The sequence below is a fragment of the Pseudomonas onubensis genome, from assembly GCF_965653655.1.
GTDB lineage: Bacteria > Pseudomonadota > Gammaproteobacteria > Pseudomonadales > Pseudomonadaceae > Aquipseudomonas.
Genome location: NZ_CBFHAZ010000106.1, coordinates 1 through 22,193, shown reverse-complemented (window position 1 = coordinate 22,193; position 22,193 = coordinate 1). Strand labels below are relative to the sequence as shown.

Annotated in this window: 19 protein-coding genes; 9 read left to right on the top strand and 10 right to left on the bottom strand. The window is 60.5% G+C overall.

Going from position 1 to position 22,193, the window contains the following annotated elements:
• Window positions 1-370: 370 nt before the first annotated feature.
• The 5 genes from lon (at window position 371) to cmoB (ending at window position 5,769) form a co-directional block, all read left to right on the top strand.
• A complete protein-coding gene (gene lon / locus ACTD9P_RS24800; protein ID WP_438869761.1) occupies window positions 371-2,794 on the top strand; it encodes an endopeptidase La in 2,424 nt (807 codons plus the stop codon).
• A 194-nt stretch (window positions 2,795-2,988) separates the two neighbouring features.
• Window positions 2,989-3,378, top strand: a complete 390-nt coding sequence (locus tag ACTD9P_RS24795; protein ID WP_138816694.1) for a protease inhibitor I42 family protein — start codon at window positions 2,989-2,991, stop codon at window positions 3,376-3,378.
• Between the two features lies 1 nt (window position 3,379).
• Window positions 3,380-4,036: a lysoplasmalogenase gene (locus tag ACTD9P_RS24790; RefSeq protein WP_438869760.1), complete on the top strand. Its 657-nt coding sequence runs from the start codon at window positions 3,380-3,382 to the stop codon at window positions 4,034-4,036.
• A 36-nt stretch (window positions 4,037-4,072) separates the two neighbouring features.
• Window positions 4,073-4,816, top strand: coding sequence for a carboxy-S-adenosyl-L-methionine synthase CmoA (gene cmoA / locus ACTD9P_RS24785; RefSeq protein ID WP_438869759.1), 744 nt, complete (start codon window positions 4,073-4,075; stop codon window positions 4,814-4,816).
• The gene (gene cmoB, locus ACTD9P_RS24780; RefSeq protein WP_438869758.1) at window positions 4,813-5,769 is read left to right on the top strand and encodes a tRNA 5-methoxyuridine(34)/uridine 5-oxyacetic acid(34) synthase CmoB; all 957 of its coding nucleotides are present in this window, start codon (window positions 4,813-4,815) and stop codon (window positions 5,767-5,769) included. Before cmoA ends, cmoB begins: the two co-directional genes overlap by 4 nt.
• A gap of 117 nt (window positions 5,770-5,886) precedes the next feature.
• Here cmoB and tadA read toward each other — a convergent pair whose 3' ends face one another.
• From tadA to lptF, 10 genes are all read right to left on the bottom strand, one after another.
• On the bottom strand, window positions 5,887-6,375 hold the full coding sequence (gene tadA / locus ACTD9P_RS24775; RefSeq protein WP_438869757.1) for a tRNA adenosine(34) deaminase TadA: 489 nt from the start codon (window positions 6,373-6,375) through the stop codon (window positions 5,887-5,889).
• The gene (locus ACTD9P_RS24770; protein WP_438869756.1) at window positions 6,375-7,751 is read right to left on the bottom strand and encodes a multicopper oxidase family protein; all 1,377 of its coding nucleotides are present in this window, start codon (window positions 7,749-7,751) and stop codon (window positions 6,375-6,377) included. The genes tadA and ACTD9P_RS24770 overlap by 1 nt, the downstream gene beginning before the upstream one ends.
• 258 nt (window positions 7,752-8,009) lie before the next feature.
• Window positions 8,010-8,753, bottom strand: a complete 744-nt coding sequence (gene pdxJ / locus ACTD9P_RS24765; RefSeq protein WP_438869755.1) for a pyridoxine 5'-phosphate synthase — start codon at window positions 8,751-8,753, stop codon at window positions 8,010-8,012.
• 51 nt (window positions 8,754-8,804) lie between these two features.
• The gene (gene recO, locus ACTD9P_RS24760; RefSeq protein WP_069786151.1) at window positions 8,805-9,494 is read right to left on the bottom strand and encodes a DNA repair protein RecO; all 690 of its coding nucleotides are present in this window, start codon (window positions 9,492-9,494) and stop codon (window positions 8,805-8,807) included.
• 193 nt (window positions 9,495-9,687) lie between these two features.
• The gene (gene era, locus ACTD9P_RS24755) at window positions 9,688-10,590 is read right to left on the bottom strand and encodes a GTPase Era (protein WP_438869754.1); all 903 of its coding nucleotides are present in this window, start codon (window positions 10,588-10,590) and stop codon (window positions 9,688-9,690) included.
• Complete coding sequence (gene rnc / locus ACTD9P_RS24750) at window positions 10,583-11,272, bottom strand: ribonuclease III (protein WP_017136295.1); 690 nt, start codon at window positions 11,270-11,272, stop codon at window positions 10,583-10,585. Before rnc ends, era begins: the two co-directional genes overlap by 8 nt.
• Before the next feature lie 152 nt (window positions 11,273-11,424).
• A complete protein-coding gene (gene lepB, locus ACTD9P_RS24745; RefSeq protein WP_017136294.1) occupies window positions 11,425-12,279 on the bottom strand; it encodes a signal peptidase I in 855 nt (284 codons plus the stop codon).
• A gap of 5 nt (window positions 12,280-12,284) precedes the next feature.
• Window positions 12,285-14,084 carry a translation elongation factor 4 gene (gene lepA, locus ACTD9P_RS24740; protein ID WP_138816700.1) on the bottom strand — a complete coding sequence of 600 codons (1,800 nt, stop codon included), beginning with the start codon at window positions 14,082-14,084 and terminating at the stop codon, window positions 12,285-12,287.
• 151 nt (window positions 14,085-14,235) lie between these two features.
• On the bottom strand, window positions 14,236-15,315 hold the full coding sequence (gene lptG / locus ACTD9P_RS24735; protein ID WP_438869753.1) for an LPS export ABC transporter permease LptG: 1,080 nt from the start codon (window positions 15,313-15,315) through the stop codon (window positions 14,236-14,238).
• Complete coding sequence (gene lptF / locus ACTD9P_RS24730; RefSeq protein ID WP_200434374.1) at window positions 15,308-16,426, bottom strand: LPS export ABC transporter permease LptF; 1,119 nt, start codon at window positions 16,424-16,426, stop codon at window positions 15,308-15,310. The genes lptG and lptF overlap by 8 nt, the downstream gene beginning before the upstream one ends.
• Window positions 16,427-16,710: 284 nt before the next feature.
• On the opposite strand from lptF, the gene ACTD9P_RS24725 reads away from it, so the two are divergent.
• From ACTD9P_RS24725 to ACTD9P_RS24710, 4 genes are all read left to right on the top strand, one after another.
• The gene (locus ACTD9P_RS24725) at window positions 16,711-18,201 is read left to right on the top strand and encodes a leucyl aminopeptidase (RefSeq protein ID WP_056858890.1); all 1,491 of its coding nucleotides are present in this window, start codon (window positions 16,711-16,713) and stop codon (window positions 18,199-18,201) included.
• Window positions 18,202-18,252: 51 nt separating this feature from the next.
• Window positions 18,253-18,681 (top strand): DNA polymerase III subunit chi, encoded by a 429-nt coding sequence (locus ACTD9P_RS24720; protein ID WP_138816703.1) that lies wholly within the window; start codon window positions 18,253-18,255, stop codon window positions 18,679-18,681.
• 7 nt (window positions 18,682-18,688) lie between these two features.
• Complete coding sequence (locus tag ACTD9P_RS24715; protein WP_438869752.1) at window positions 18,689-19,075, top strand: DNA polymerase III subunit chi; 387 nt, start codon at window positions 18,689-18,691, stop codon at window positions 19,073-19,075.
• Window positions 19,076-19,226: 151 nt separating this feature from the next.
• Window positions 19,227-22,073, top strand: coding sequence for a valine--tRNA ligase (locus tag ACTD9P_RS24710; protein ID WP_438869751.1), 2,847 nt, complete (start codon window positions 19,227-19,229; stop codon window positions 22,071-22,073).
• Window positions 22,074-22,193 lie beyond the last annotated feature (120 nt).

Genomic DNA, 22,193 nt, shown 5'->3' with positions numbered 1-22,193 from the left:
GGCTTGCTCGCGAATGCGGTGTATCAGTGACAGATAAATTGACTGACCCACCGCATTCGCGAGCAAGCCCGCTCCCACATTTAGACTGCGTTGCATCAGGTAGACAGGCTTTTGCTTTGCACTTGATCTGGCTTTTGCTTCAACCACTCAGGTCGGCTTTCAGGCCGCCGTGCTGTAGATCTTGATCTTGATCCCTTTTGATCTGAGGCGCCCCGTTAACCACGATGGCCGAACGCAGGCAAGCCAACTCCCACAGGGTTCAGCAATGCCGGCGGAAATTTCATGCAATATGTTGCTATCTCGCGCCCGCCATTGAAACCACCGCCACCCCGCCCCATCTAACCTGCATACTTCCTTATGCAGGTGCCCCATGAGCGACCAGCAAGAATTCCCGGACATCGACCTGAACGATTACGCCGACCCCGAAAACGCTGAACACGAAGCATCGTCCAACACCGGCCTGGCCCTGCCTGGGCAAAACCTGCCGGACAAGGTCTATATCATCCCGATCCACAACCGGCCGTTCTTCCCGGCGCAGGTATTGCCGGTCATCGTCAATGAAGAGCCGTGGGCCGAGACCCTGGAGTTGGTGAGCAAGTCCGACCACCACTCGCTTGCGCTGTTTTTCATGGACACGCCACCCGAAGACCCGCGCCACTTCGACACGTCCAGCCTGCCGCTGTACGGCACGCTGGTGAAGGTGCACCACGCCAGCCGCGAGAACGGCAAGCTGCAATTCGTCGCCCAGGGCCTGACCCGCGTGCGCATCAAGACCTGGCTCAAGCACCATCGCCCGCCGTACCTGGTGGAAGTCGAATACCCGCACCAGCCCACCGAGCCGACCGATGAGGTCAAGGCCTACGGCATGGCGCTGATCAACGCGATCAAAGAACTGCTGCCGCTCAACCCGCTGTACAGCGAAGAGTTGAAAAACTACCTCAACCGCTTCAGCCCCAACGACCCGTCGCCGCTCACCGACTTCGCCGCCGCGCTGACTTCGGCCACCGGTAACGAGTTACAGGAAGTGCTGGACTGCGTGCCCATGCTCAAGCGCATGGAAAAAGTGCTGCCGATGCTGCGCAAGGAAGTTGAAGTTGCGCGCCTGCAAAAAGAGATTTCCGCCGAGGTGAACCGCAAGATCGGTGAGCATCAGCGCGAGTTCTTCCTCAAGGAACAACTCAAGGTCATCCAGCAAGAGCTGGGCTTGACCAAGGATGACCGCAGCGCCGACGTCGAACAGTTCGAACAGCGGCTGGTGGGCAAAGTGCTGCCGAGCCAGGCGCAAAAGCGCATCAGCGAAGAAATGAACAAACTGTCGATCCTGGAAACCGGTTCGCCGGAATACGCGGTCACGCGCAACTACCTGGACTGGGCCACTTCCGTGCCGTGGGGCGTGTATGGCGAGGATAAACTCGACCTTAAACACGCACGCAAGGTGCTGGATAAGCACCATGCCGGCCTGGACGACATCAAGAGCCGCATCCTCGAGTTCCTCGCGGTGGGTGCCTATAAAGGCGAAGTCGCCGGTTCCATCGTGCTGCTGGTCGGCCCGCCGGGTGTGGGCAAAACCAGTGTGGGCAAATCCATCGCCGAGTCCCTGGGGCGGCCGTTCTACCGCTTCAGCGTCGGCGGCATGCGCGACGAGGCCGAGATCAAGGGCCATCGCCGCACCTACATCGGCGCCCTGCCGGGCAAGCTGGTGCAGGCGCTTAAAGATGTGGAAGTGATGAACCCGGTGATCATGCTCGACGAGATCGACAAGATGGGCCAGAGCTTCCAGGGCGACCCAGCGTCGGCGCTGCTGGAAACCCTGGACCCGGAGCAGAACGTCGAATTCCTCGACCACTACCTGGACCTGCGCCTGGACCTGTCCAAAGTGCTGTTCGTGTGCACCGCCAACACCCTGGACTCGATCCCCGGCCCATTGCTGGACCGTATGGAAGTGATTCGCCTGTCGGGCTATATCACCGAAGAAAAAGTCGCCATCGCCAAACGTCACCTGTGGCCCAAGCAGCTGGAAAAAGCCGGCGTGGCGAAAACCAGCCTGAGCATCAGCGACGGCGCCCTGCGTGCGTTGATCGACGGTTATGCGCGGGAAGCGGGGGTGCGCCAGCTGGAAAAACAGTTGGGCAAACTGGTGCGCAAGGCCGTGGTCAAGTTGCTGGATGAGCCGAACTCGGTGATCAAGATCGGCAACAAGGACCTGGAAAGCTCATTGGGCATGCCGGTGTTCCGTAACGAGCAAGTGCTGTCCGGCACCGGTGTAATCACCGGCCTGGCCTGGACCAGCATGGGCGGCGCGACCTTGCCGATTGAGGCGACACGCATCCACACGCTCAATCGTGGCTTCAAACTCACCGGGCAGTTGGGTGAAGTGATGAAAGAGTCCGCCGAGATCGCCTACAGCTACATCAGCTCGAACCTGAAGTCGTTTGGCGGCGATCCGAAGTTCTTCGATGAGGCCTTCGTGCACTTGCATGTACCGGAAGGCGCAACACCCAAAGACGGCCCGAGCGCAGGCGTCACCATGGCCAGTGCGTTGCTGTCGCTGGCGCGCAACCAGCCGCCGAAAAAGGGTGTGGCCATGACCGGCGAGCTGACGTTGACCGGGCATGTGCTGCCGATTGGCGGGGTGCGCGAGAAGGTGATTGCGGCGCGGCGTCAGAAGATTCATGAGCTGATTTTGCCGGAGCCGAACCGTGGCAGTTTTGAGGAGTTGCCTGAGTACCTGAAGGAAGGCATGACGGTGCACTTTGCCAAGCGCTTTGCGGATGTGGCGAAGGTGCTCTTCTAAAAATTCACTCCAACCCTGTGGCGAGGGAGCTGGCTCCCGCTGGACTGCGCAGCAGTCCCAAAAAAGCCGGGGCCGCTTCGCGGCCCAGCGGGAGCAAGCTCCCTCGCCACAAAGGTTTCTACCACTTTGTGCTTGTCACACCTTGTCTCATCTTCGGTTATGCTCGCCCTTCGTCGTGAATGAACGGAGCCCCCATGACCGCTGCCCGCCTGTTTCTCCCCTTGAGCCTTGCCCTGCTGGCCGGATGCGCCAGTGCCCCCAAGCAAAACGTCAGCGTGGATAACCAGAGCGCCTGCCCGCTCCAGCTTAAAACCGGACAAAACCTGACCCTCACCTTGCCGAGCAACCCCACCACCGGCTACCGCTGGGCCATCCAGGATTCGGCCGGCGGCGTGTTGCGCGCATTGAGCCCAGAGGTCTACAGCAGCAGCGAATCCGGTGTGATCGGGGGCGGCGGCCAGTCGACCTGGCGCTTCCAGGCCTTCGCAGCCGGCCAAGGCCGTTTGCGCCTGACGTCCCAACAACCCTGGGAGCCGGAAGCCGAACCGGCCGAAACTTTCGACTGCGCCATTACGGTGAACTGATATGCCATGGCTGATCCTCGCGCTGATGGGCGCCGGTACCTTCATCTACGGCCTGACCACCCACGCCACCCTGTTGTGCCTGCTGGTCAAACCGCTGCCGGTGCTGGCACTGCTGGGCTGGCTGCATGATGCGCCAACCACCGACTATCGACGCTGGATCAGCCTTGGGCTGATTTTTTCCCTGGTCGGCGATGTATTGCTCGCTTGGCCGGGCGATCTGTTTATCTTTGGCCTCGGCGCGTTCCTGTTTGCGCATCTCGCGTATTTGAAAGCCTATTTCAGCGATTGCCGCCGCCTGGCAGTGTTGCCCTTGGTATTGGCGCTGGTGGTCGGCGCGATTTTGTTGAGCATCCTGATTTCCAACGGCCTGGGCGATTTGCTGGTCCCGGTGGTGGTCTACGCGCTGGTGATCAGTACCATGCTCTGGCGCGCACTGGCGCGGCTGGGCAGCGAGGTGCCGAAACGCTCGGCATGGCTTGCGGCAGCGGGGGCGGCGTCGTTTGTGTTTTCCGACACGCTGATCGGCATCAATCGGTTTGTGCTGGCCTTCGATGCGGCGCCGTATTTGCTGATCACTACCTACTGGCTCGGCCAGTGGGGCATCACGGCCTCGGCTTTCCATCAGACAACCCGCGCACACGAGGGCCAACTTGGCTAAAATGCCGGCCTTTCCCCCCTCGTCGCCGGAACAACCGTGAGCAAAGAACCCGATCGCCTATTCGCCCAGCCCCTGCCCCAGGTGCCGGACTTCGCCTTTAACGAGGACGTGGTGCGGGTGTTCCCGGACATGATCAAACGCTCGGTGCCGGGCTACCCGACCATCGTCGAGAACCTTGGCGTGCTGGCGGCGCAGTTTGCCCAATCGGGCAGCGTGCTCTACGACCTCGGTTCGTCCCTTGGCGCAGTGACCCAAGCCTTGCGTCGCCACGTGCGCACCGACGGCTGCCGGGTGATTGCGGTGGATAACTCCGCCGCGATGGTCGAGCGTTGCCGCGAATACCTCAACGGTCAGGACTCGATGTTCCAGGAGTTGCTGCCGGTTGAGGTGATTGAGGGCGACATTCTCGCGCTGCAATTTCAGCCCGCTTCGGTGGTGGCGTTGAACTTCACCCTGCAATTTATCGCGCCCGACGAACGCCTGGCATTGCTCGGGCGTATCCGCCAGTCACTGCTGCCAGGCGGGGCGTTGATCCTGTCGGAAAAGCTGCGCTTCAACGATGTTGAAGAACACGCGCTGCTGACTGACCTGCATATCGCGTTCAAACGCGCCAACGGCTACAGCGAACTGGAAATTGCCCAGAAGCGCAGCGCCATCGAAAACGTCATGAAGCCCGACAGCCTCGAAGAACACCGCGAACGCCTGCTGGCGGCCGGGTTCTCGAAAGTCGTGCCGTGGTTCCAGTGTCTTAACTTTGCCTCGTTGATTGCCTTGCCATGATTGATTTGTCCCCCCTCGCCCGCCACTTGGTCGGCACTCCTCTGGCCGTGTGGGCCCAGGGCCTGCAAGCGCAGCTCGACAGCAAGATGGAAAAGGGTCACGGCGACCTGGAGCGCTGGCAAAGTGCGCTGGACGCACTGCCGCAGATCCAGCCCAGCGAAGTCGATTTGCTCAATGGTCTGACGCTGGATACCGCTTGCAACGATGCCACCCGCGCACAAATGCACACTGCGCTGATGGGCCTGAGCCCGTGGCGCAAAGGCCCGTTCAACCTGTTCGGCGTGCACGTGGACACCGAATGGCGTTCGGACTGGAAGTGGTCGCGGGTGGCGCCGCACCTGGATTTGAAGGGCAAGCGCATCCTCGATGTGGGCTGCGGCAACGGCTACTACATGTGGCGCATGCTCGGCGCGGGCGCCGACAGCGTGATTGGCGTGGACCCAAACTGGCTGTTTTTCTGCCAATTCCAGGCGGTGCAGCGCTACTTGTCCGAGCCCAAGGCCTGGCACTTGCCGTTCCCGTTTGAAGACCTGCCGTCGAACCTGGAAGGCTTCGATACCGTGTTCTCCATGGGCGTGTTCTATCACCGCCGCTCGCCGATCGAGCATCTGCTGGCGCTCAAGGACACACTGGTCAAAGGCGGCGAGCTGGTGCTGGAAACCTTGGTCGTGGACGGCGATCAGCAGCAAGTACTGGTGCCGGAAGACCGCTACGCGCAGATGCGCAACGTGTGGTTCCTGCCGTCGGTGCCGGCGCTGATGCTATGGCTGCGCCGCGCGGGTTTCAGTGAAGTGCGTTGCGTGGATGTGAGCGTGACAACGGTTGCGGAACAGCGTGGCACCGAGTGGATGAAGTATCAGTCGCTGAGTGATTTCCTGGACCCGGAGGATCACAGCAAGACCATCGAAGGGCTGCCGGCGCCGATGCGGGCGGTGATTATCGCTAAAAAGTAGCCCCAGACACATCGTTCCCACGCTCCGCGTGGGAATGCAGCCAGGGACGCTCTGCGTCCCAAAGCGTGACGCAGAGCGTCACAAGAGGCATTCCCACGCGGAGCGTGGGAACGATCATTAACGAGCTCTGCGGGCCTTGAAGAATTCACTCAGTACCGTGCCGCATTCCTCGGCCAACACCCCACCTTCATACAGCACCCGATGGTTGAGAAAACCCTGGGTAAAAAACTGTCCCTGACTTTGCACAATCCCGGCCTTGGGCTCCAGCGCGCCATACACCACTCGTGCAATACGCGAATGCACAATCAACCCGGCGCACATGCTGCATGGTTCCAGGGTCACGTACAGCGTGCTGCCTACCAACCGATAATTGCTGATCGCCTGCGCGGCGGCGCGGATGGCGACCATTTCGGCATGGGCGCTGGGGTCGTTGCCGCTGATCGGGCAGTTAAAGCCACGGCCGATAATTTCACCGTCCTGCACCAGCACCGCGCCCACAGGCACTTCGCCCAGCGCCGCGCCTTCGGCGGCAAGGGCCAGGGCTTCGCGCATGAAGTGCTGGTCACGGCTGCGGTCGATAATCGCAGCGGGGCGAATCTGGCGCATCACGCCACCTCGATGGCGGCCATCAGGCCGGTTTCCATATGGTCGATCACGTGGCAGTGAAACATCCATACGCCTGGGTTATCGGCCACCAATGCCACGCGCGCACGCTCGTTTTTGCCCAGCAGGTAGGTGTCGGTGAAATATGGGATCACCTTGTGGCGGTTCGAGGCGATCACCTTGAAGCTCATGCCGTGCAAGTGAATCGGATGCTGGTACTGGGTCATGTTCTTCAATTCGAAAATGTAGCTTTTGCCCTTCTCAAGCTTGGCAATCGGGCGGTCGGCGCAGGTCTTGTCGGTGATGTCCCAGGCCTTGCCGTTGATCTGCCACAGGCTCGGCGGCTTGCCGTCATCCACCGACACGCTGCCGACCCACTCGAAATTGAAGTTGAGTTTCTCGGCATTGGCCAGGTCCGGCTCGGCAATCGGGTTGGCGGGCAGAGCCGGCGGCCATTCGCTCGGCGCGTCGGTAGTAGCGACTGAACGGAAAGTACCGAGGCGCACCGGGCCGTTACGGAGCGACAATTCTTCACCGGCCGGCGGTGCCTTGATCGCCAGGCAAATGCGCATGCCTGGCCCCAGCCAGTATTCCTTGCCCAAGGGGCGCGGCTCGATGGGGTTGCCGTCCAGTGCGTAGATCTGCGCTTCAATGTCCGGGATATTGAGGCGATACGTCAGGGTGTTGTCGAGGTTGAGCAGGCGCACGCGGGTGATCTGCCCGGCAGGCAGGTCAATCACCGCCTGGGGCACGCCATTGATGGTCGACAACCGCCCGGCCGTGCCACCACGCGCCGCTTCACGGGGCACGCTGAAGGCGACGAATGCGCCCTCCTCGTCCACGTGCCAGCTTTTCAGGCTCAAGGTGCGTTCGTGTTTGAAACCGGTGGGTTCGCGCTCTTCGACAATCAGCGGGCCGACCAAGCCACGGCCGAGCTCTTCGCTGCTGTTCACGTGCGGGTGATACCAGTAGCTGCCAGCGTCAGGCACGCGGAATTTGTAGTCGAAGTATTCTCCGGGCAGTACCGGCAATTGTGAGACGTAGGGCACGCCGTCCATTTCCAGCGGCAGGCGGATGCCGTGCCAGTGGATGGTGGTGGCGACCGGCAGGTGGTTGATAAAACGTACCCGCAGCCATTCTCCCTGACGCACACGCAACTCGGTACCTGGCGCCGAGGGCCCAAATGCCCAGGCTTCGGTCTTGTGGCCGGGCACCAGCTCCACGTCCAACGGTGCGGCGATCAGCTCATAATCGTGGCCCGCGTTGGCCTCGGCGACTTTCCCCAGCCAGTAGCGATAGCCGCCACCGGCACCGACGCCCACGACGGCCAGGCCTGCGAGGCCACCCAGGATTTGTCGACGGGAAAAGGATCGGGACACAACAACCTCACGTATCGGCCGCAGGCCAGGGGCCCGCAAAGGGCAGATACGATACACCTGCATCGGCTAAACAGTAAGGCTTCGCATTGCCGCATGGCGAAAACGCTGGGGATCTATAGATGAGAATGGGCCAATGTGGGAGCGGGCTTGCTCGCGAAGGCGCCGGGTCAGTTTATATAACTGTGACTGACACACCGCTTTCGCGAGCAAGCCCGCTCCCACACAAGCCTGTTTCCACAGGAATTCTCCAGTGTTTGGTCAGTGCTTGGCAGCCGCCAGAATCAGGGCTTTCATTTCGGCGACTGCACCTTTGAAACCGACGAACAGCGCATGCGCGACCAGCGCGTGGCCGATGTTCAGCTCGTTGATGCCCTTGATCGCGGCCACGGCTTCGACGTTGTGGTAGTGCAGACCGTGGCCGGCGTTGACGAGCAGGCCTTCACTGAGGCCGCACTTAACGCCGTCGATGATGCGCTGCAGTTCCTCCGCCACTTCGGTGGGCGTGGTGGCATCGGCGTAACGACCGGTGTGCAGTTCGATAGCCGGCGCGCCGACGCGACGCGAGGCTTCGATCTGGCGCTCGTCGGCGTCGATGAACAGCGACACTTCGCTGCCGATCTTCGACAGGCGCTCCACGGCGGCCTTGATCCGCGCTTCCTGGCCGGCCACGTCGAGGCCGCCTTCGGTGGTCAACTCCTGGCGGGTTTCCGGCACCAGGCAGATATGCGCCGGGCGGATGCGCTCGGCGAACGCCATCATTTCTTCGGTCACGCCCATCTCGAAGTTCATGCGGGTTTGCAGCACGTCCTTGAGCACCAGTACATCACGCTCCTGGATGTGGCGGCGGTCTTCGCGCAGGTGCACGGTAATACCGTCGGCGCCCGCTTCTTCGGCGTCCAGCGCGGCCTTGACCGGGTCGGGGTAACGGGTGCCCCGGGCCTGGCGCAGGGTGGCGACGTGGTCGATGTTGACGCCAAGAAGAATGCGATTGCTGGTGGTCACGGAAGCGCTCCTGAAAAGGGAAAGAAACGCTGCACAGCATACACGGGGTTGTCAGGGCTTTCGAAACAACTCGCGACTGACCAGCGGGCGCCCGCCCAAATGCACGGCCAGCGCCTGGCGCATCAAGCGTTTGGCGGCGGACAAGGCGCCAGGGGCGCTCCAGTCGGCTTCGCTCATGGCCAACAGCTCGGTGCCCTGGAACAGGCCCGGTTGCAGCAGGTACACGCGCTCAAGGCCGGCGTCGACTTGCAGGCGGTACATACCGTCGGCGGCGATGGGGTCGCCGTGCAGGTCGTTGCTCAGTTCGAAGCCGTAGCCCAAGTCATCGAGCAGGCGCCATTCGAAGGCGCGCAGCAGCGGCTCCAGCGGGCGACCTTCGGCCAGGGCCACCAGCGTGGCGGCGTAGTGATCGAAGACTGCGGGGTGCGGGTCTTCGGCGGGCAGCAGGCGGATCAACAGTTCGTTGAGGTAGAGGCCACTGAACAGCGCTTCGCCATTGAGCCAGGCCGAGGTGCCGACGCTTTCCAGGCGGCCGACGTTTTTCAGCTCGCCCTTGCCACGAAACTCCACGTCCAGCGCCACAAACGGCCGTGCCAGCGTGCCCGCCTTGCCCCGTGCGCTGCGCAAGACCGCGCGCAGGCGACCTTGGGGCGTGAGGAAATCCACCAAAGCGCTGGTTTCGCGGTAGGCGCGGCTGTGCAGCACGTAGGCGAGTTGGCTGGGGGGTGGGGTTTGGGACATGAGACGGGGAATCTCTAAAGAAGGAGAGCGCTTTTGTGGCGAGGGAGCTTGCTCCCGCTGGGCTGCGAAGCAGCCCCTATACCAGCCATCGAGTTATAGCTGAAAAACTCGCCGGCCTTGTTGGGGCCGCTTCGCGGCCCAGCGGGAGCAAGCTCCCTCGCCACAACAAGCCCGCCCGCCATCAGGCGAAGGGTTACAGGTCGCCGTAGCCCAGGGAACGCAGCGCGCGCTCATCGTCGGACCAACCACCTTTAACCTTCACCCACAGGTTAAGCATGATCTTGGAATCAAACAGCAATTCCATGTCCTTGCGCGCTTCGGTGCCGATGCGCTTGATGCGCTCGCCCTTGTCGCCAATGATGATTTTCTTCTGGCCATCACGTTCGACGAGGATCAGCGCATGGATATGCAGGGTCTTGCCCTGCTGCTTGAACTCTTCGATTTCGACGGTGATCTGGTACGGCAGCTCGGCACCCATCTGGCGCATGATTTTTTCGCGCACCAGTTCGGCGGCAAGGAAACGGCTGCTGCGGTCGGTGATCTGGTCTTCCGGGAAGAAGTGCTCGTTCTCCGGCAGGTGCTGGGCGATCACACGCTCCAGAGCGTCAAGATTGTGGCCGTGCTGGGCCGAAATCGGGATGATCTGCGCGTTCGGCAGTTGTTCCTGCAGCCAGCTCAGGTGCGGCATCAGCTCGGCTTTGTCTTCGATGCGGTCGGTCTTGTTCAGCGCGACGATCAACGGGCCGGTGACGTACTGCACACGCTCCAGAACCATCTGGTCTTCGTCGGTCCACTTGGTGCGGTCGACCACGAAGATCACCACGTCGACGTCTTTCAACGCCGCTGAAGCAGTCTTGTTCATGTAGCGGTTCAGCGCCTTCTCGCCACCTTTGTGCATGCCTGGGGTGTCGACGTAGACCGCTTGCACGTTGCCTTCGGTCTTGATGCCCAGCATGTTGTGGCGGGTGGTCTGCGGCTTGCGCGATGTAATTGCCAGCTTCTGGCCGAGGATGTGGTTCAGCAGCGTGGACTTGCCCACGTTCGGGCGGCCGACGATGGCAACATAGCCACAGCGTGTTGCGGTTGAATCAGTCATGGCCATTCTCCACGCCCAGGGCAATCAGTGCTGCAGCGGCCGCTACCTGTTCGGCAATACGACGGCTCACACCCTGACCTCGGCTTTTTTCATTCAATAAGGTGATTTCACATTCCACGAAGAACACGCGGCAATGGGGTTCACCCTGGATATCCACCACTTCGTAACGTGGCAGTTCGCAACCACGCGACTGCAGGTATTCCTGCAGGCGGGTCTTGGGATCTTTATTGGTGTCGACCAGCGTCAGGCTCTCGATCTCCGAAGCCAGCCAGGCGACTACACGCTCCTTGGCGGTCTCCATGCCTGCATCGAGGTAGATCGCACCGATCAACGCTTCGAGGGCGTCGGCCAGGATCGACTCGCGGCGGAAACCACCGCTTTTCAGTTCACCGGAACCCAGGCGCAGGTATTCGCCCAGGCCGAAACCACGGGCCAGCACGGCCAGGGTCTCACCCTTGACCAGGCGCGCACGCAGGCGTGACAGCTGACCTTCGCGCGCTTGCGGGAAACGCTCGAACAGCGCCTCACCGGCGGCAAAGTTGAGGATGGCATCACCGAGGAATTCCAGGCGCTCGTTATTGCGCCCTGCAAAGCTGCGGTGTGTGAGGGCAAGGACCATCAATTCCTGGTCCTTGAAGGTGTAGCCGAGCTGGCGCTCGAGACGGCTTAGAGAAACGCTCACGGTTTACCCATATCTGTTTGGTGGCACCGGCGGCCATCGACGATTGACGCAGTGTTCAAATTCAAATCCTGATTGGTACAGCAAGGGGTTGGGCCAATGATTGTCCCAACCCCAGAAAAGCATTCGGCGCTGTGTTCACAGCGCCGCCTGTATTACTTGATCAGCCCGACCCGCGAGAAGTTCGGCAGGTGGCTGAGCTTGGGTTCCGGCCAGCTCATCCAGACCGCAAAGGCCTTGCCGACAATGTTCTCGTCGGGAACCATGCCCAGCAGGTCCTTGGGAATATTAGGGTCATCCCAATACCGGCTGTCGTTGGAGTTGTCGCGGTTGTCGCCCATCATGAAGTAGTGCCCGGCCGGCACTTTCCATTCCGTGTCGGGCGGCGAGCGGTAGCGGCTCATTTCCTTGCGGATCTGGTGCTCTACTGCGCCGAGTTTTTCCTGATACAGCTCAGCGCTGCCCAGGGTGTTCGGCTCGGTGCCGATCAACTTCTCGGCAACCGACTCACCATTGACGAACAGGCGCTTGTCGCTGGTGTAGCGAATCACGTCGCCCGGCAGGCCTACGACACGCTTGATGTAGTTGACATTCGGGTCGCTTGGGTAGCGGAACACCATCACATCGCCGCGCTGCGGGTCACCGACCGGAATGACTTTCTTGTCGAGCACCGGCAGGCGGATCCCGTAGGAAAACTTGTTCACCAGGATGAAGTCGCCCACGTCCAGGGTGGGTTTCATCGAGCCCGAAGGGATCTGAAACGGCTCCACCAGGAACGAACGCAGCACCAGCACGATGAACAACACCGGGAAGAACGACTTGCCGTATTCAACCAGCAAAGGCTCTTTGTTCAGTTTCTCGATCGCCACCGCATCGGGCTGGCTGACGCTGCCCTGATACGAGGCGATAGCCGCCCGCCGACGCGGGGCGAAGAACACCAGATCGAGCAACGCCAGGAGACCGCAAACGGCAACGGCGATGACCAGCAACAGCGGGAAATTTAGTGACATAGGACCTAACTATCCAACCTGAGCACTGCAAGGAAGGCTTCTTGTGGAATTTCCACGTTGCCCACTTGCTTCATGCGTTTTTTACCGGCCTTTTGCTTCTCAAGCAGCTTGCGCTTACGGCTTACGTCACCGCCGTAGCATTTGGCCAGTACGTTCTTTCTGAGTGCCTTGACGGAGGTCCGAGCAATGATCTGCCCGCCAATGGCGGCCTGGATCGCGACGTCGAACATCTGGCGCGGAATCAGTTCTTTCATCTTTTCGGTCAACTGGCGACCTTTGTAGTGCGCGTTGTCCTTGTGCACGATCAGTGCCAGTGCATCCACCTTGTCGCCGTTGATCAACACATCCAGTTTCACCAGATTAGCCGATTGGTAACGGTCGAAATGGTAATCCAGCGAAGCATAGCCGCGACTGGTGGATTTGAGACGGTCGAAGAAGTCCAAAACCACTTCGTTCATCGGCAAATCGTAGGTCACTTGCACCTGGGTACCAAGGAACAACATGTCGTGCTGCACGCCACGTTTTTCGATACACAGGGTAATAACGTTGCCCAAGTGCTCTTGCGGAACCAGGATATTGGCCCGCACGATCGGCTCGCGCATGTCTTCGATAGTGGACAGATCCGGAAGCTTGGACGGGTTGTCGACGTAAATCGTTTCACCGGTTTTCAGCGCCAGCTCAAAAATAACCGTTGGCGCCGTGGTGATCAGGTCCAGGTCGTATTCGCGCTCCAGGCGCTCCTGGATGATCTCCATGTGCAGCATGCCCAGGAACCCGCAACGGAAGCCGAAGCCCAGGGCGTCGGAGCTTTCCGGGGTGTACTGCAACGACGAGTCGTTGAGGGTGAGCTTTTGCAGCGCTTCGCGGAAATCTTCGAAGTCATCGGAGCTGACCGGGAACAGCCCGGCGTAAACCTGCGGCTGGATGCGTTTGAAACCCGGCAGCACGTCGACGTCAGGGGTGGAACTCAAGGTCAGGGTGTCACCCACTGGCGCACCGTGAATGTCCTTGATACCGGCGATGATGAAGCCTACTTCACCGGCCTTGAGGTCGGTGGTAGCAGTGTGTTTCGGGTTAAATACACCGACGCTGTCCACCAGGTGGATCTTGCCGGTGGATTTGACCAGGATCTTGTCGCCCTTCTTCACACGGCCGTGGCGTACGCGTACCAGGGAAACAACGCCCAGGTAGTTGTCGAACCAGGAGTCGATGATCAACGCTTGCAGCGGATCTTCGTAGTTGCCGGTCGGCGCAGGAATGGTCTTGACCAGGCGCTCGAGCACTTCGTCAACGCCCAGGCCGGTCTTGGCGCTGCACTCGACGGCGTCGGTGGCGTCAATGCCGATGATTTTTTCGATTTCTTCCTTAACGCGGTCAGGATCGGCCTGCGGCAAGTCGATCTTGTTCAGTACCGGCATGACCTCAAGGCCCTGCTCGATCGCGGTGTAGCAGTTGGCTACGGACTGAGCTTCAACGCCCTGGCCGGCATCGACCACCAGCAAGGCGCCTTCACAGGCGGCCAGCGAGCGGCTGACTTCGTAGGTGAAGTCAACGTGGCCGGGGGTGTCAATGAAGTTCAGCTGGTACTTGATACCGTCTTTTGCGGTGTAGTACAGGGTAACGCTGTGGGCCTTGATGGTGATGCCGCGCTCGCGCTCGAGGTCCATGGAGTCCAGGACCTGGGCTTCCATTTCACGCTCGGCAAGGCCGCCGCACATCTGGATGAATCGATCGGCCAGCGTCGACTTACCATGGTCAATGTGGGCGATGATGGAGAAATTGCGGATATGACTCAAATCACTCACGGATCAACACTCAAAAAGGCTGCAGGCAGATTGCCCGCTGAAAAATAGCCGGGAATTGTACCTGATGCTCGGGCCGGGCGTCATCTTTGCTGACCAGAACAAAAATGCCCCGCTCACAGGAGCGGGGCATTTTTTGTGCATAAGCGCAGTATCAACCGGCCCGACGCAACAGCCAGAACCCGGCCACGGCACAAATAGCCGTCGGCACCAGCACCGCAAACAGCGGCGAGAACCCGAATACCAGGCTCGACGGCCCAAGCAGGTCCTGGGCGATGCGGAAGGTAAAGCCCACCAGCACGCCGGTAAACACCCGCTGGCCGAGCGTTACCGAACGCAGCGGACCGAAGATGAACGAAATAGCCATCAACACCAGTGCGGCGGTGACCAGCGGCTGCAACACCTTGACCCAAAATGCCAACCAGTAACGGCCGTTGTTCAGGCCCTGATCCTTGAGGTAGTGGATATAACTCCACAAACCGGAGATCGGCAGGCTTTCCGGGATCATCACCACGGTATTGAGCAGTTCCGGCTTCAGGGCAATGTCCCACTGTTCAGACGGCACATTGATCACTTCGGTGTAGGCCTTGATGCCCTGCCCCACATTACGGAAATACGTCGTGGTGACGTCGTACAGCTCCCATTTCCCCTCGTCGTACTGCGCGCGCCTGGAGAAACTGGAGCTCAGCATATGCCGCTCTTTGTCGAAGGTATAACGCGTCACACCCACCAACAAACCGCCCGGCTGCACGGCGTTGATGTGGATAAACTCATCACCCTGGCGGTGCCACAGGCCATGCCTGGCGCTCTGCGCATCCCCCGAACCCTGGGCCAGGGCGCGATTGGCCTGGGCCGTGGCTTCGGTCGGTGGCGCTACGTACTCGCCGATCAACACACTGCACGCCATCAGCAACAGCATGGGTTTCATGACCGCCCAGACGATGCGGCCGATGGAAACGCCGGCTGCGCGCATGATGGTCAGTTCGCTGCTGCTGGCCAGGCTGCCCAGGCCAATAAGGCAGCCGATCAGTGCCGCCATCGGCATCATGTCGTAGAGACGACGCGGTGCGGTCAGCGCCACGTAGCTCAATACGTTGGTAACCGTATAAGTGTCGGTGACGTTGCCCACTTCATCAATAAAGGCAAACAGGCAAGCCAGGCCAAGAATGATGCCCAATACCGCCAGGATGGCGATCAGTACGCTGCTACCAATGTAGCGGTCGAGCTTAGCCACGAGCCAACTCCTTCAGGCCACGACGGCTCTTCATTTTCAAACGGATAGGTTCCCAGTAGAGCAGCCCCAGGCCGATCACCAGGAAGATCCCGTGTACCCACCACAGGCCCAGGGTTGGCGACAGCTTGCCCTTCTCCAGGGAGCCACGGGCGGAAATCAGGATGGTCAGGTAGGCCATGTACAAAAGGATTGCCGGCAACAGCTTGAGGAAGCGGCCCTGGCGCGGGTTGACGCGTGACAGCGGCACGGCCATCAAGGTCACGATAAACACCAGCAGCGGCAGGGAGATTCGCCATTGCAGCTCGGCAACGGAGCGCAGCTCGGGATTGCCGATCAGCGATAGCGTCGGCAGTGCGTCGCGGTCGGTGACCTCTTCACTGATGTCAGGCTTAGCCAGCATTACGCCATAAGTGTCGTATTTGACCGCCCGATATTCCGCCAGGCCTGGGCTGCCGTCGTAGCGATAGCCATTCTCCAGGATCAGGTAGCGGTTGCCGTCAGCACGTATTTCCTGGCGGCCGCTATTGGCTACCAGAATCGAAATACCCCGGTCTTTCTGGTTCAGGCCGAGGTTTTTCTGCGAGATGAACACGCCGCCCAGGTTAGAGCGGTCGTCGGTCATGGTTTCCGTATAGGTGACCCGCGTGCCGTCGTTGAGCGCCTGGAAGCGCCCGGGCTCCAGGGTATCGAACTCGGTCATCGCGTCCTGCTTGTTCAGCAGCAACTGGAACTGCATGGCGCCCTGAGGCGCCAGGCTCATGCTCAACCAGGCCACCACCAGCGCAACGCCGGTGGCCGGCACCATGGTCATGGCCAGCAGACGCTGCTGGCTCATGCCGGTGGCCGAGAGCACGGTCATTTCGCTTTCAAGGTAAAGCCGGCCATAGGCCAGCAGAATACCGAGAAACAGGCCAAGGGGCAGGATCAACTGCAGGAAACCCGGCAGGCGAAAGCCCATGATCAGGAACAACGAGCCCGGATCCAGGGCGCCCGAGGCCGCCTGGGCGAGGAATTTGACGAAACGACCACTCATGGTGATGACCAGCAATACCGCACTCACGGCACTCAGGGTCAACAGGACTTCGCGGGACAGATAACGGAAGACGATCAAACCAGACACTCCAGGGTTGTCAGGCTAAGGCGGCCAAACAAGCAAGCATACCGAGTCGACCCGCATGCACGGGCCGGCAAAAAAGATTGCGCATTATCCTGTGATTGGCCGCGCCTGTCACGGTGCTTGCTCATGCGCGTGCACAAAGCGTGCTGCAAGGGTTGTCAGGCTGCTCTGGCGAGGTTCAAACTGCGGCCTTTGTCGCGGGCGGTTTACAAAGCTGCCGAGCATCAAAGCCTGCGTACAGACGCCAGGCTCACAGACCTTAAATAAGGGACCCGAAAATGGAATTGGTTGTAAAAAGCGTTAGCCCCGAAACGTTGAAAACCGCCACCCTCGTGGTCGCCGTCGGCGAAGGGCGCAAGCTCGGCGTCGCCGCCAAGCAACTGGATGAATTGAGCGGCGGCGCCATCAGCGCGGTCCTCAAGCGCGGCGACCTGGCCGGCAAAGTCGGCCAAAGCCTGCTGCTGCAAAGCCTGCCCAACCTTAAAGCCGACCGCGTATTGCTGGTGGGCGTGGGCAAGGACGCCGAACTGGGCGACCGCCCGTTCCGCAAGATCATCAGCGGTATCCTCGCCACCCTTAAAGGCCTGGGCGGTACCGATGCGGCACTGGCCCTCGATGAAATCGTCGTAAAAGGCCGCGACAGCTACGGCAAGACCCGCCTGCTGGCCGAAAGCCTGGTGGACGGCGGTTACGTGTTCGACCAGTTCAAGAGCCAGAAGGCCGAACCGCGCGCCATCAAGAAAATCACCCTGCTGACCATCAAGGCCGCCCAGGCTGAAGTCGAGCGCGCCGTCACCCACGCCACTGCCATCGCCAACGGCATGTCGTTTACCCGCGACCTGGGCAACCTGCCGCCGAACATCTGCCACCCAACCTACCTGGGCGAACAAGCCAAGGCGCTGGGCAAGGAGTTCAAGGGCCTGAAGGTTGAAGTGCTGGACGAGAAGAAGATCAAGGAACTGGGCATGGGCTCGTTCTATGCCGTGGGCCAGGGCAGCGACCAGCCGCCACGCCTGATCGTGATGCAATACAACGGCGGCAAGAAGTCCGAGAAGCCTTACGCGCTGGTCGGCAAAGGCATCACCTTCGACACCGGCGGCATCAGCCTCAAGCCGGGTGCCGGCATGGACGAAATGAAATACGACATGGGCGGCGCCGCCAGCGTGTTCGGCACCCTGCGTGCCGTGCTGGAACTCAAGCTGCCAATCAACCTGGTGTGCATCCTGGCTTGCGCCGAGAACATGCCGAGCGGTGGTGCTGCACGCCCGGGCGACATCGTTACGACCATGAGCGGCCAGACTGTCGAGATCCTCAACACCGACGCCGAAGGCCGTCTGGTGCTATGCGATGCCCTCACCTACGCCGAACGCTTCAAGCCACAGGCCGTGATCGACATTGCCACCCTGACCGGTGCCTGCGTGGTCGCCCTGGGCGCTCACACTTCGGGCCTGCTGGGTAACAACGACGAGTTGATCGAGCAACTGCTCAGCGCCGGCAAGGCTGCCGACGACCGTGCCTGGCAACTGCCGCTGTTCGACGAGTACCAGGAACAACTGGACAGCCCGTTCGCCGACATCGCCAACATCGGCGGCCCTAAAGCCGGCACCATCACCGCTGCCTGCTTCCTGTCGCGCTTTGCCAAAAACTTCAATTGGGCGCACCTGGACATCGCCGGTACGGCCTGGACCAGTGGCGGCAAGGACAAGGGCGCCAGTGGCCGTCCGGTTCCTCTGTTGACCCAGTACCTGCTGGATCGCGCCAAAGCCTGAAACTGAAGATTCCGGGGCGGCCTGCATGGCGCCCCGGTCTCAGGAACCGCAATGACCCAAGTCGACTTCTATATATTGCCCAGCGCCGATCCCTCTGCGCGCCTGGACTTTGCCTGCAAACTCACCGAAAAAGCCTGGCGCATGGGCCACCGCATCTATCTGCATTGCAGCGATGCCGCCCAGCGTGAAGACCTTGACGCCCGCCTTTGGCGTTTCAAGGGCGAAAGCTTCGTGCCCCACGGCCCTGCCGAGTCCGAACCCGAAGGCTTGATTGTGCTGGGTTTGGGCGACAGCTGCGGTGATCATCATGACTTGCTGGTTAACCTGGACCTGAAAGTACCGGCCTTTGCCAAGGCTTTTGCCCGCGTGGCGGAAGTGGTGGTCGAAGACCCGGCTATTCGTCAGGCCGCGCGGGAGAGTTTCCGTTTCTACCGCGAACAGGGCTATCCTCTGCAAGATCACCGGCTACAACGACTTTGAGCACACGATGGACACTCCAAACCCGCTAAAAAAAGACGACCACTTGCTGGACGACCTGGAGTCGATCCGTCAATTGCTCGGTGATGATGAATTGCAACCGCCGCTGCTGACCGAATCGGTCGAGGGCGAGGTACAGATTCCGCTGTTGTTCGACATGGTCGGTGGCAAACCTGCCGCACCTGAGCCCGCAACACCAACCCCCACTGTAGAACCGGCACCCGCCGCAGAAAAAGCCCCAGACGCGTTGCTGCTGCATCTGGACAATGAACTGCGTGCCGCCGCGCAACTGATCATGCAGGATGTAATCGACGACTTTGCACCGCATATTGAAGCCGAGATCAAACGGCGGATGGATGCGCGGATGGAGCGGCTATTAAGCCAATACCAGTCCTGAGCCCTGCATAGATCCCTGTGGGGAGCTGGCTTGCCTGCTCCCGCATTTGCTCAACGTACATCTCTAGCCCGTCTTCGCCTCGCCCTGCGCCTTATCCCCCGTTATACTTGTCGGCTTTCCTGAATAAATGCCAACTAGGGTCCCGCCGCGCATGGATAAGACCTACCAGCCGCACGCCATTGAAACTTCCTGGTACAACACCTGGGAGTCCGAGAATTACTTCGCCCCACAAGGTGCCGGCGAGTCCTACACCATCATGATTCCGCCACCGAACGTCACTGGCAGCCTGCACATGGGCCATGGCTTCAACAATGCGATCATGGATGCGTTGATCCGTTTCCGCCGCATGCAGGGCCGTAATACCCTGTGGCAACCGGGTACCGACCACGCCGGTATCGCCACGCAAATGCTGGTGGAACGCCAGCTCGAAGCCACCGGCCAGAACCGTCACGACCTGGGCCGCGAGAAATTCCTGGAAAAGATCTGGGAATGGAAGGATCAGTCCGGCGGCAATATCAGCCGTCAGATCCGTCGCCTGGGTTCGTCCGTGGACTGGAGCCGCGAGCGCTTCACCATGGACGACGGCCTGTCGGAATCGGTGAAAGAAGCCTTCGTGCGCCTGCACGAAGACGGCCTGATCTACCGCGGCAAGCGCCTGGTCAACTGGGACACCAAGTTGCACACGGCAATTTCCGACCTCGAAGTGGAAAACCACGACGAGAAAGGCTTCCTCTGGAATCTCAAGTACCCGCTGGCCGATGGCGCCAAGACTGCTGAGGGCAACGACTACCTGATCGTCGCCACCACGCGTCCGGAAACCATGCTCGGTGACGCCGCCGTGGCGGTTAACCCGAACGACGAGCGCTACCAGGCGCTGATCGGCAAGTTTGTCGAGCTGCCATTGGTTGGCCGTCGTATCCCGATCATCGCGGACGACTACTGCGACCCTGAATTCGGCACCGGCTGCGTGAAAATCACCCCGGCCCACGATTTCAACGACTACGAAGTCGGCAAGCGCCACAACTTGCCGCTGCTGAACATCTTCGACAAAAATGCCGCCGTGTTGCCGGCCTGCCAGGTGTTCAACCTGGACGGCACGCTGAACGACAGCATCGACGGCAAGATCCCGGCTGAATATGCCGGCCTCGACCGTTTTGAAGCTCGCAAGCAGATCGTGGCCGCCTTCGATGCCATCGGCCTGCTGGTCAGCGTCGACGACCACGGCCTGAAAGTGCCGAAGGGCGACCGTTCCGGCACCGTGATCGAGCCGTGGCTGACCGACCAGTGGTACGTGTCCACCAAACCATTGGCCGAGCCTGCGATTGCTGCCGTGGAAGACGGCCGCATCCAGTTCGTGCCTAAACAGTACGAAAACATGTACTTCTCGTGGATGCGTGACATCCAGGATTGGTGCATCAGCCGCCAACTGTGGTGGGGCCATCGCATTCCGGCCTGGTACGACGAGTCGGGCAAGGTCTATGTAGGCCGCGACGAAGCCGAAGTGCGTGCCAAGCACAACCTCGGCGCAGACATCGCCCTGCAACAGGACAACGACGTACTCGACACTTGGTTCAGCTCGGGCCTGTGGACCTTCTCGACCCTGGGCTGGCCGCAACAGACCGAATTCCTGAAAAAATTCCACTCCACCGACGTGCTGGTCACCGGCTTCGATATCATTTTCTTCTGGGTTGCCCGGATGATCATGCTCACCATGCACTTGGTGAAGAACGAAGACGGCACGCCGCAAGTACCGTTCAAGACCGTGTACGTGCACGGCCTGGTGCGTGATGGCCAGGGCCAGAAGATGTCCAAGTCCAAGGGCAACGTCTTGGACCCGCTGGACATCATCGACGGCATCGACCTGGAAACCCTGGTGCAGAAACGCACCTCGGGCCTGATGCAGCCGAAACTGGCGAAGAAGATCGAGAAGCAGACCCGCGACGAATTCGCCGATGGCATTGCCAGCTACGGCACCGACGCCCTGCGTTTCACCTTCTGCTCGTTGGCGTCTACCGGTCGCGACATCAAGTTCGACATGGGCCGCGTCGAAGGCTATCGCAACTTCTGCAACAAGATCTGGAACGCCGCGCGCTACGTGCTGGATAAAGGTGAAGACTGCGGCCAGAACGGCGAAGCCGTCGAACTGAGCCTGGCTGATCGCTGGATCATCTCGCAGCTGCAGCGCACCGAAGCCGAAGTGACTCGCCAACTCGACCAGTTCCGTTTCGACCTGGCCGCACAGGCCTTGTACGAGTTTATCTGGAACCAGTATTGCGACTGGTACCTGGAACTGTCCAAGCCCGTGCTGTGGGACGAAAACTCGCCGATCGAGCGCCAACGGGGCACACGCCGTACCCTGGTGCGCGTACTGGAAGTGGCACTGCGCCTGGCGCATCCTTTCATGCCATTTATCACCGAGGAAATCTGGCAGCGCATCGCACCGCTGGCCGGTATCGAAGGCAAGACCATCATGCTGCAACCCTGGCCGGTGGCCAATGAAGCGCGCATTGATGAGGCGGCCGAAAGCGATATCGAATGGCTCAAGACCCTGATGATGGGCACGCGTAACATCCGTGCCGAAATGAACATCGGGCCGGGCAAGCCATTGGCAGTGTTTGTGAAGAACGCCAGCAGCGAGGATCAGCGTCGCCTCAGCGAGAACGATGCACTGCTCAAGAAGCTGGCGAAGCTGGAGTCGATCACAGTATTGGCTGCCGGCGAAGATGCGCCGCTGTCTGCGACCGCACTGGTTGGTGAGATGGAAGTGCTGGTGCCGATGGCCGGCTTGATCGACAAGGGCGCAGAGCTGGCCCGCCTCGACAAAGAAATCGCGCGTCTGCAGGGCGAAGTGCAGCGGGTGGGCGGCAAGCTGTCCAACGCGGCGTTTGTCGACAAGGCGCCAGCTGAAGTCATCGACAAAGAACGCGCCAAGTTGGCCGAGGCTGAACAGGCTTTGGGCAAGCTGGCCGAACAACATGCGCGGATTTCCAGTCTGTAAGCTGGAAACTGTGTAAAAAAAGAGACCTTCGGGTCTCTTTTTTTGGGGGATTTGAAAACCCAATCAGGGTGGGAGCGGGCTTGCTCGCGAATGCGGTGTGTCAGAAGCACGTTCAGTGAC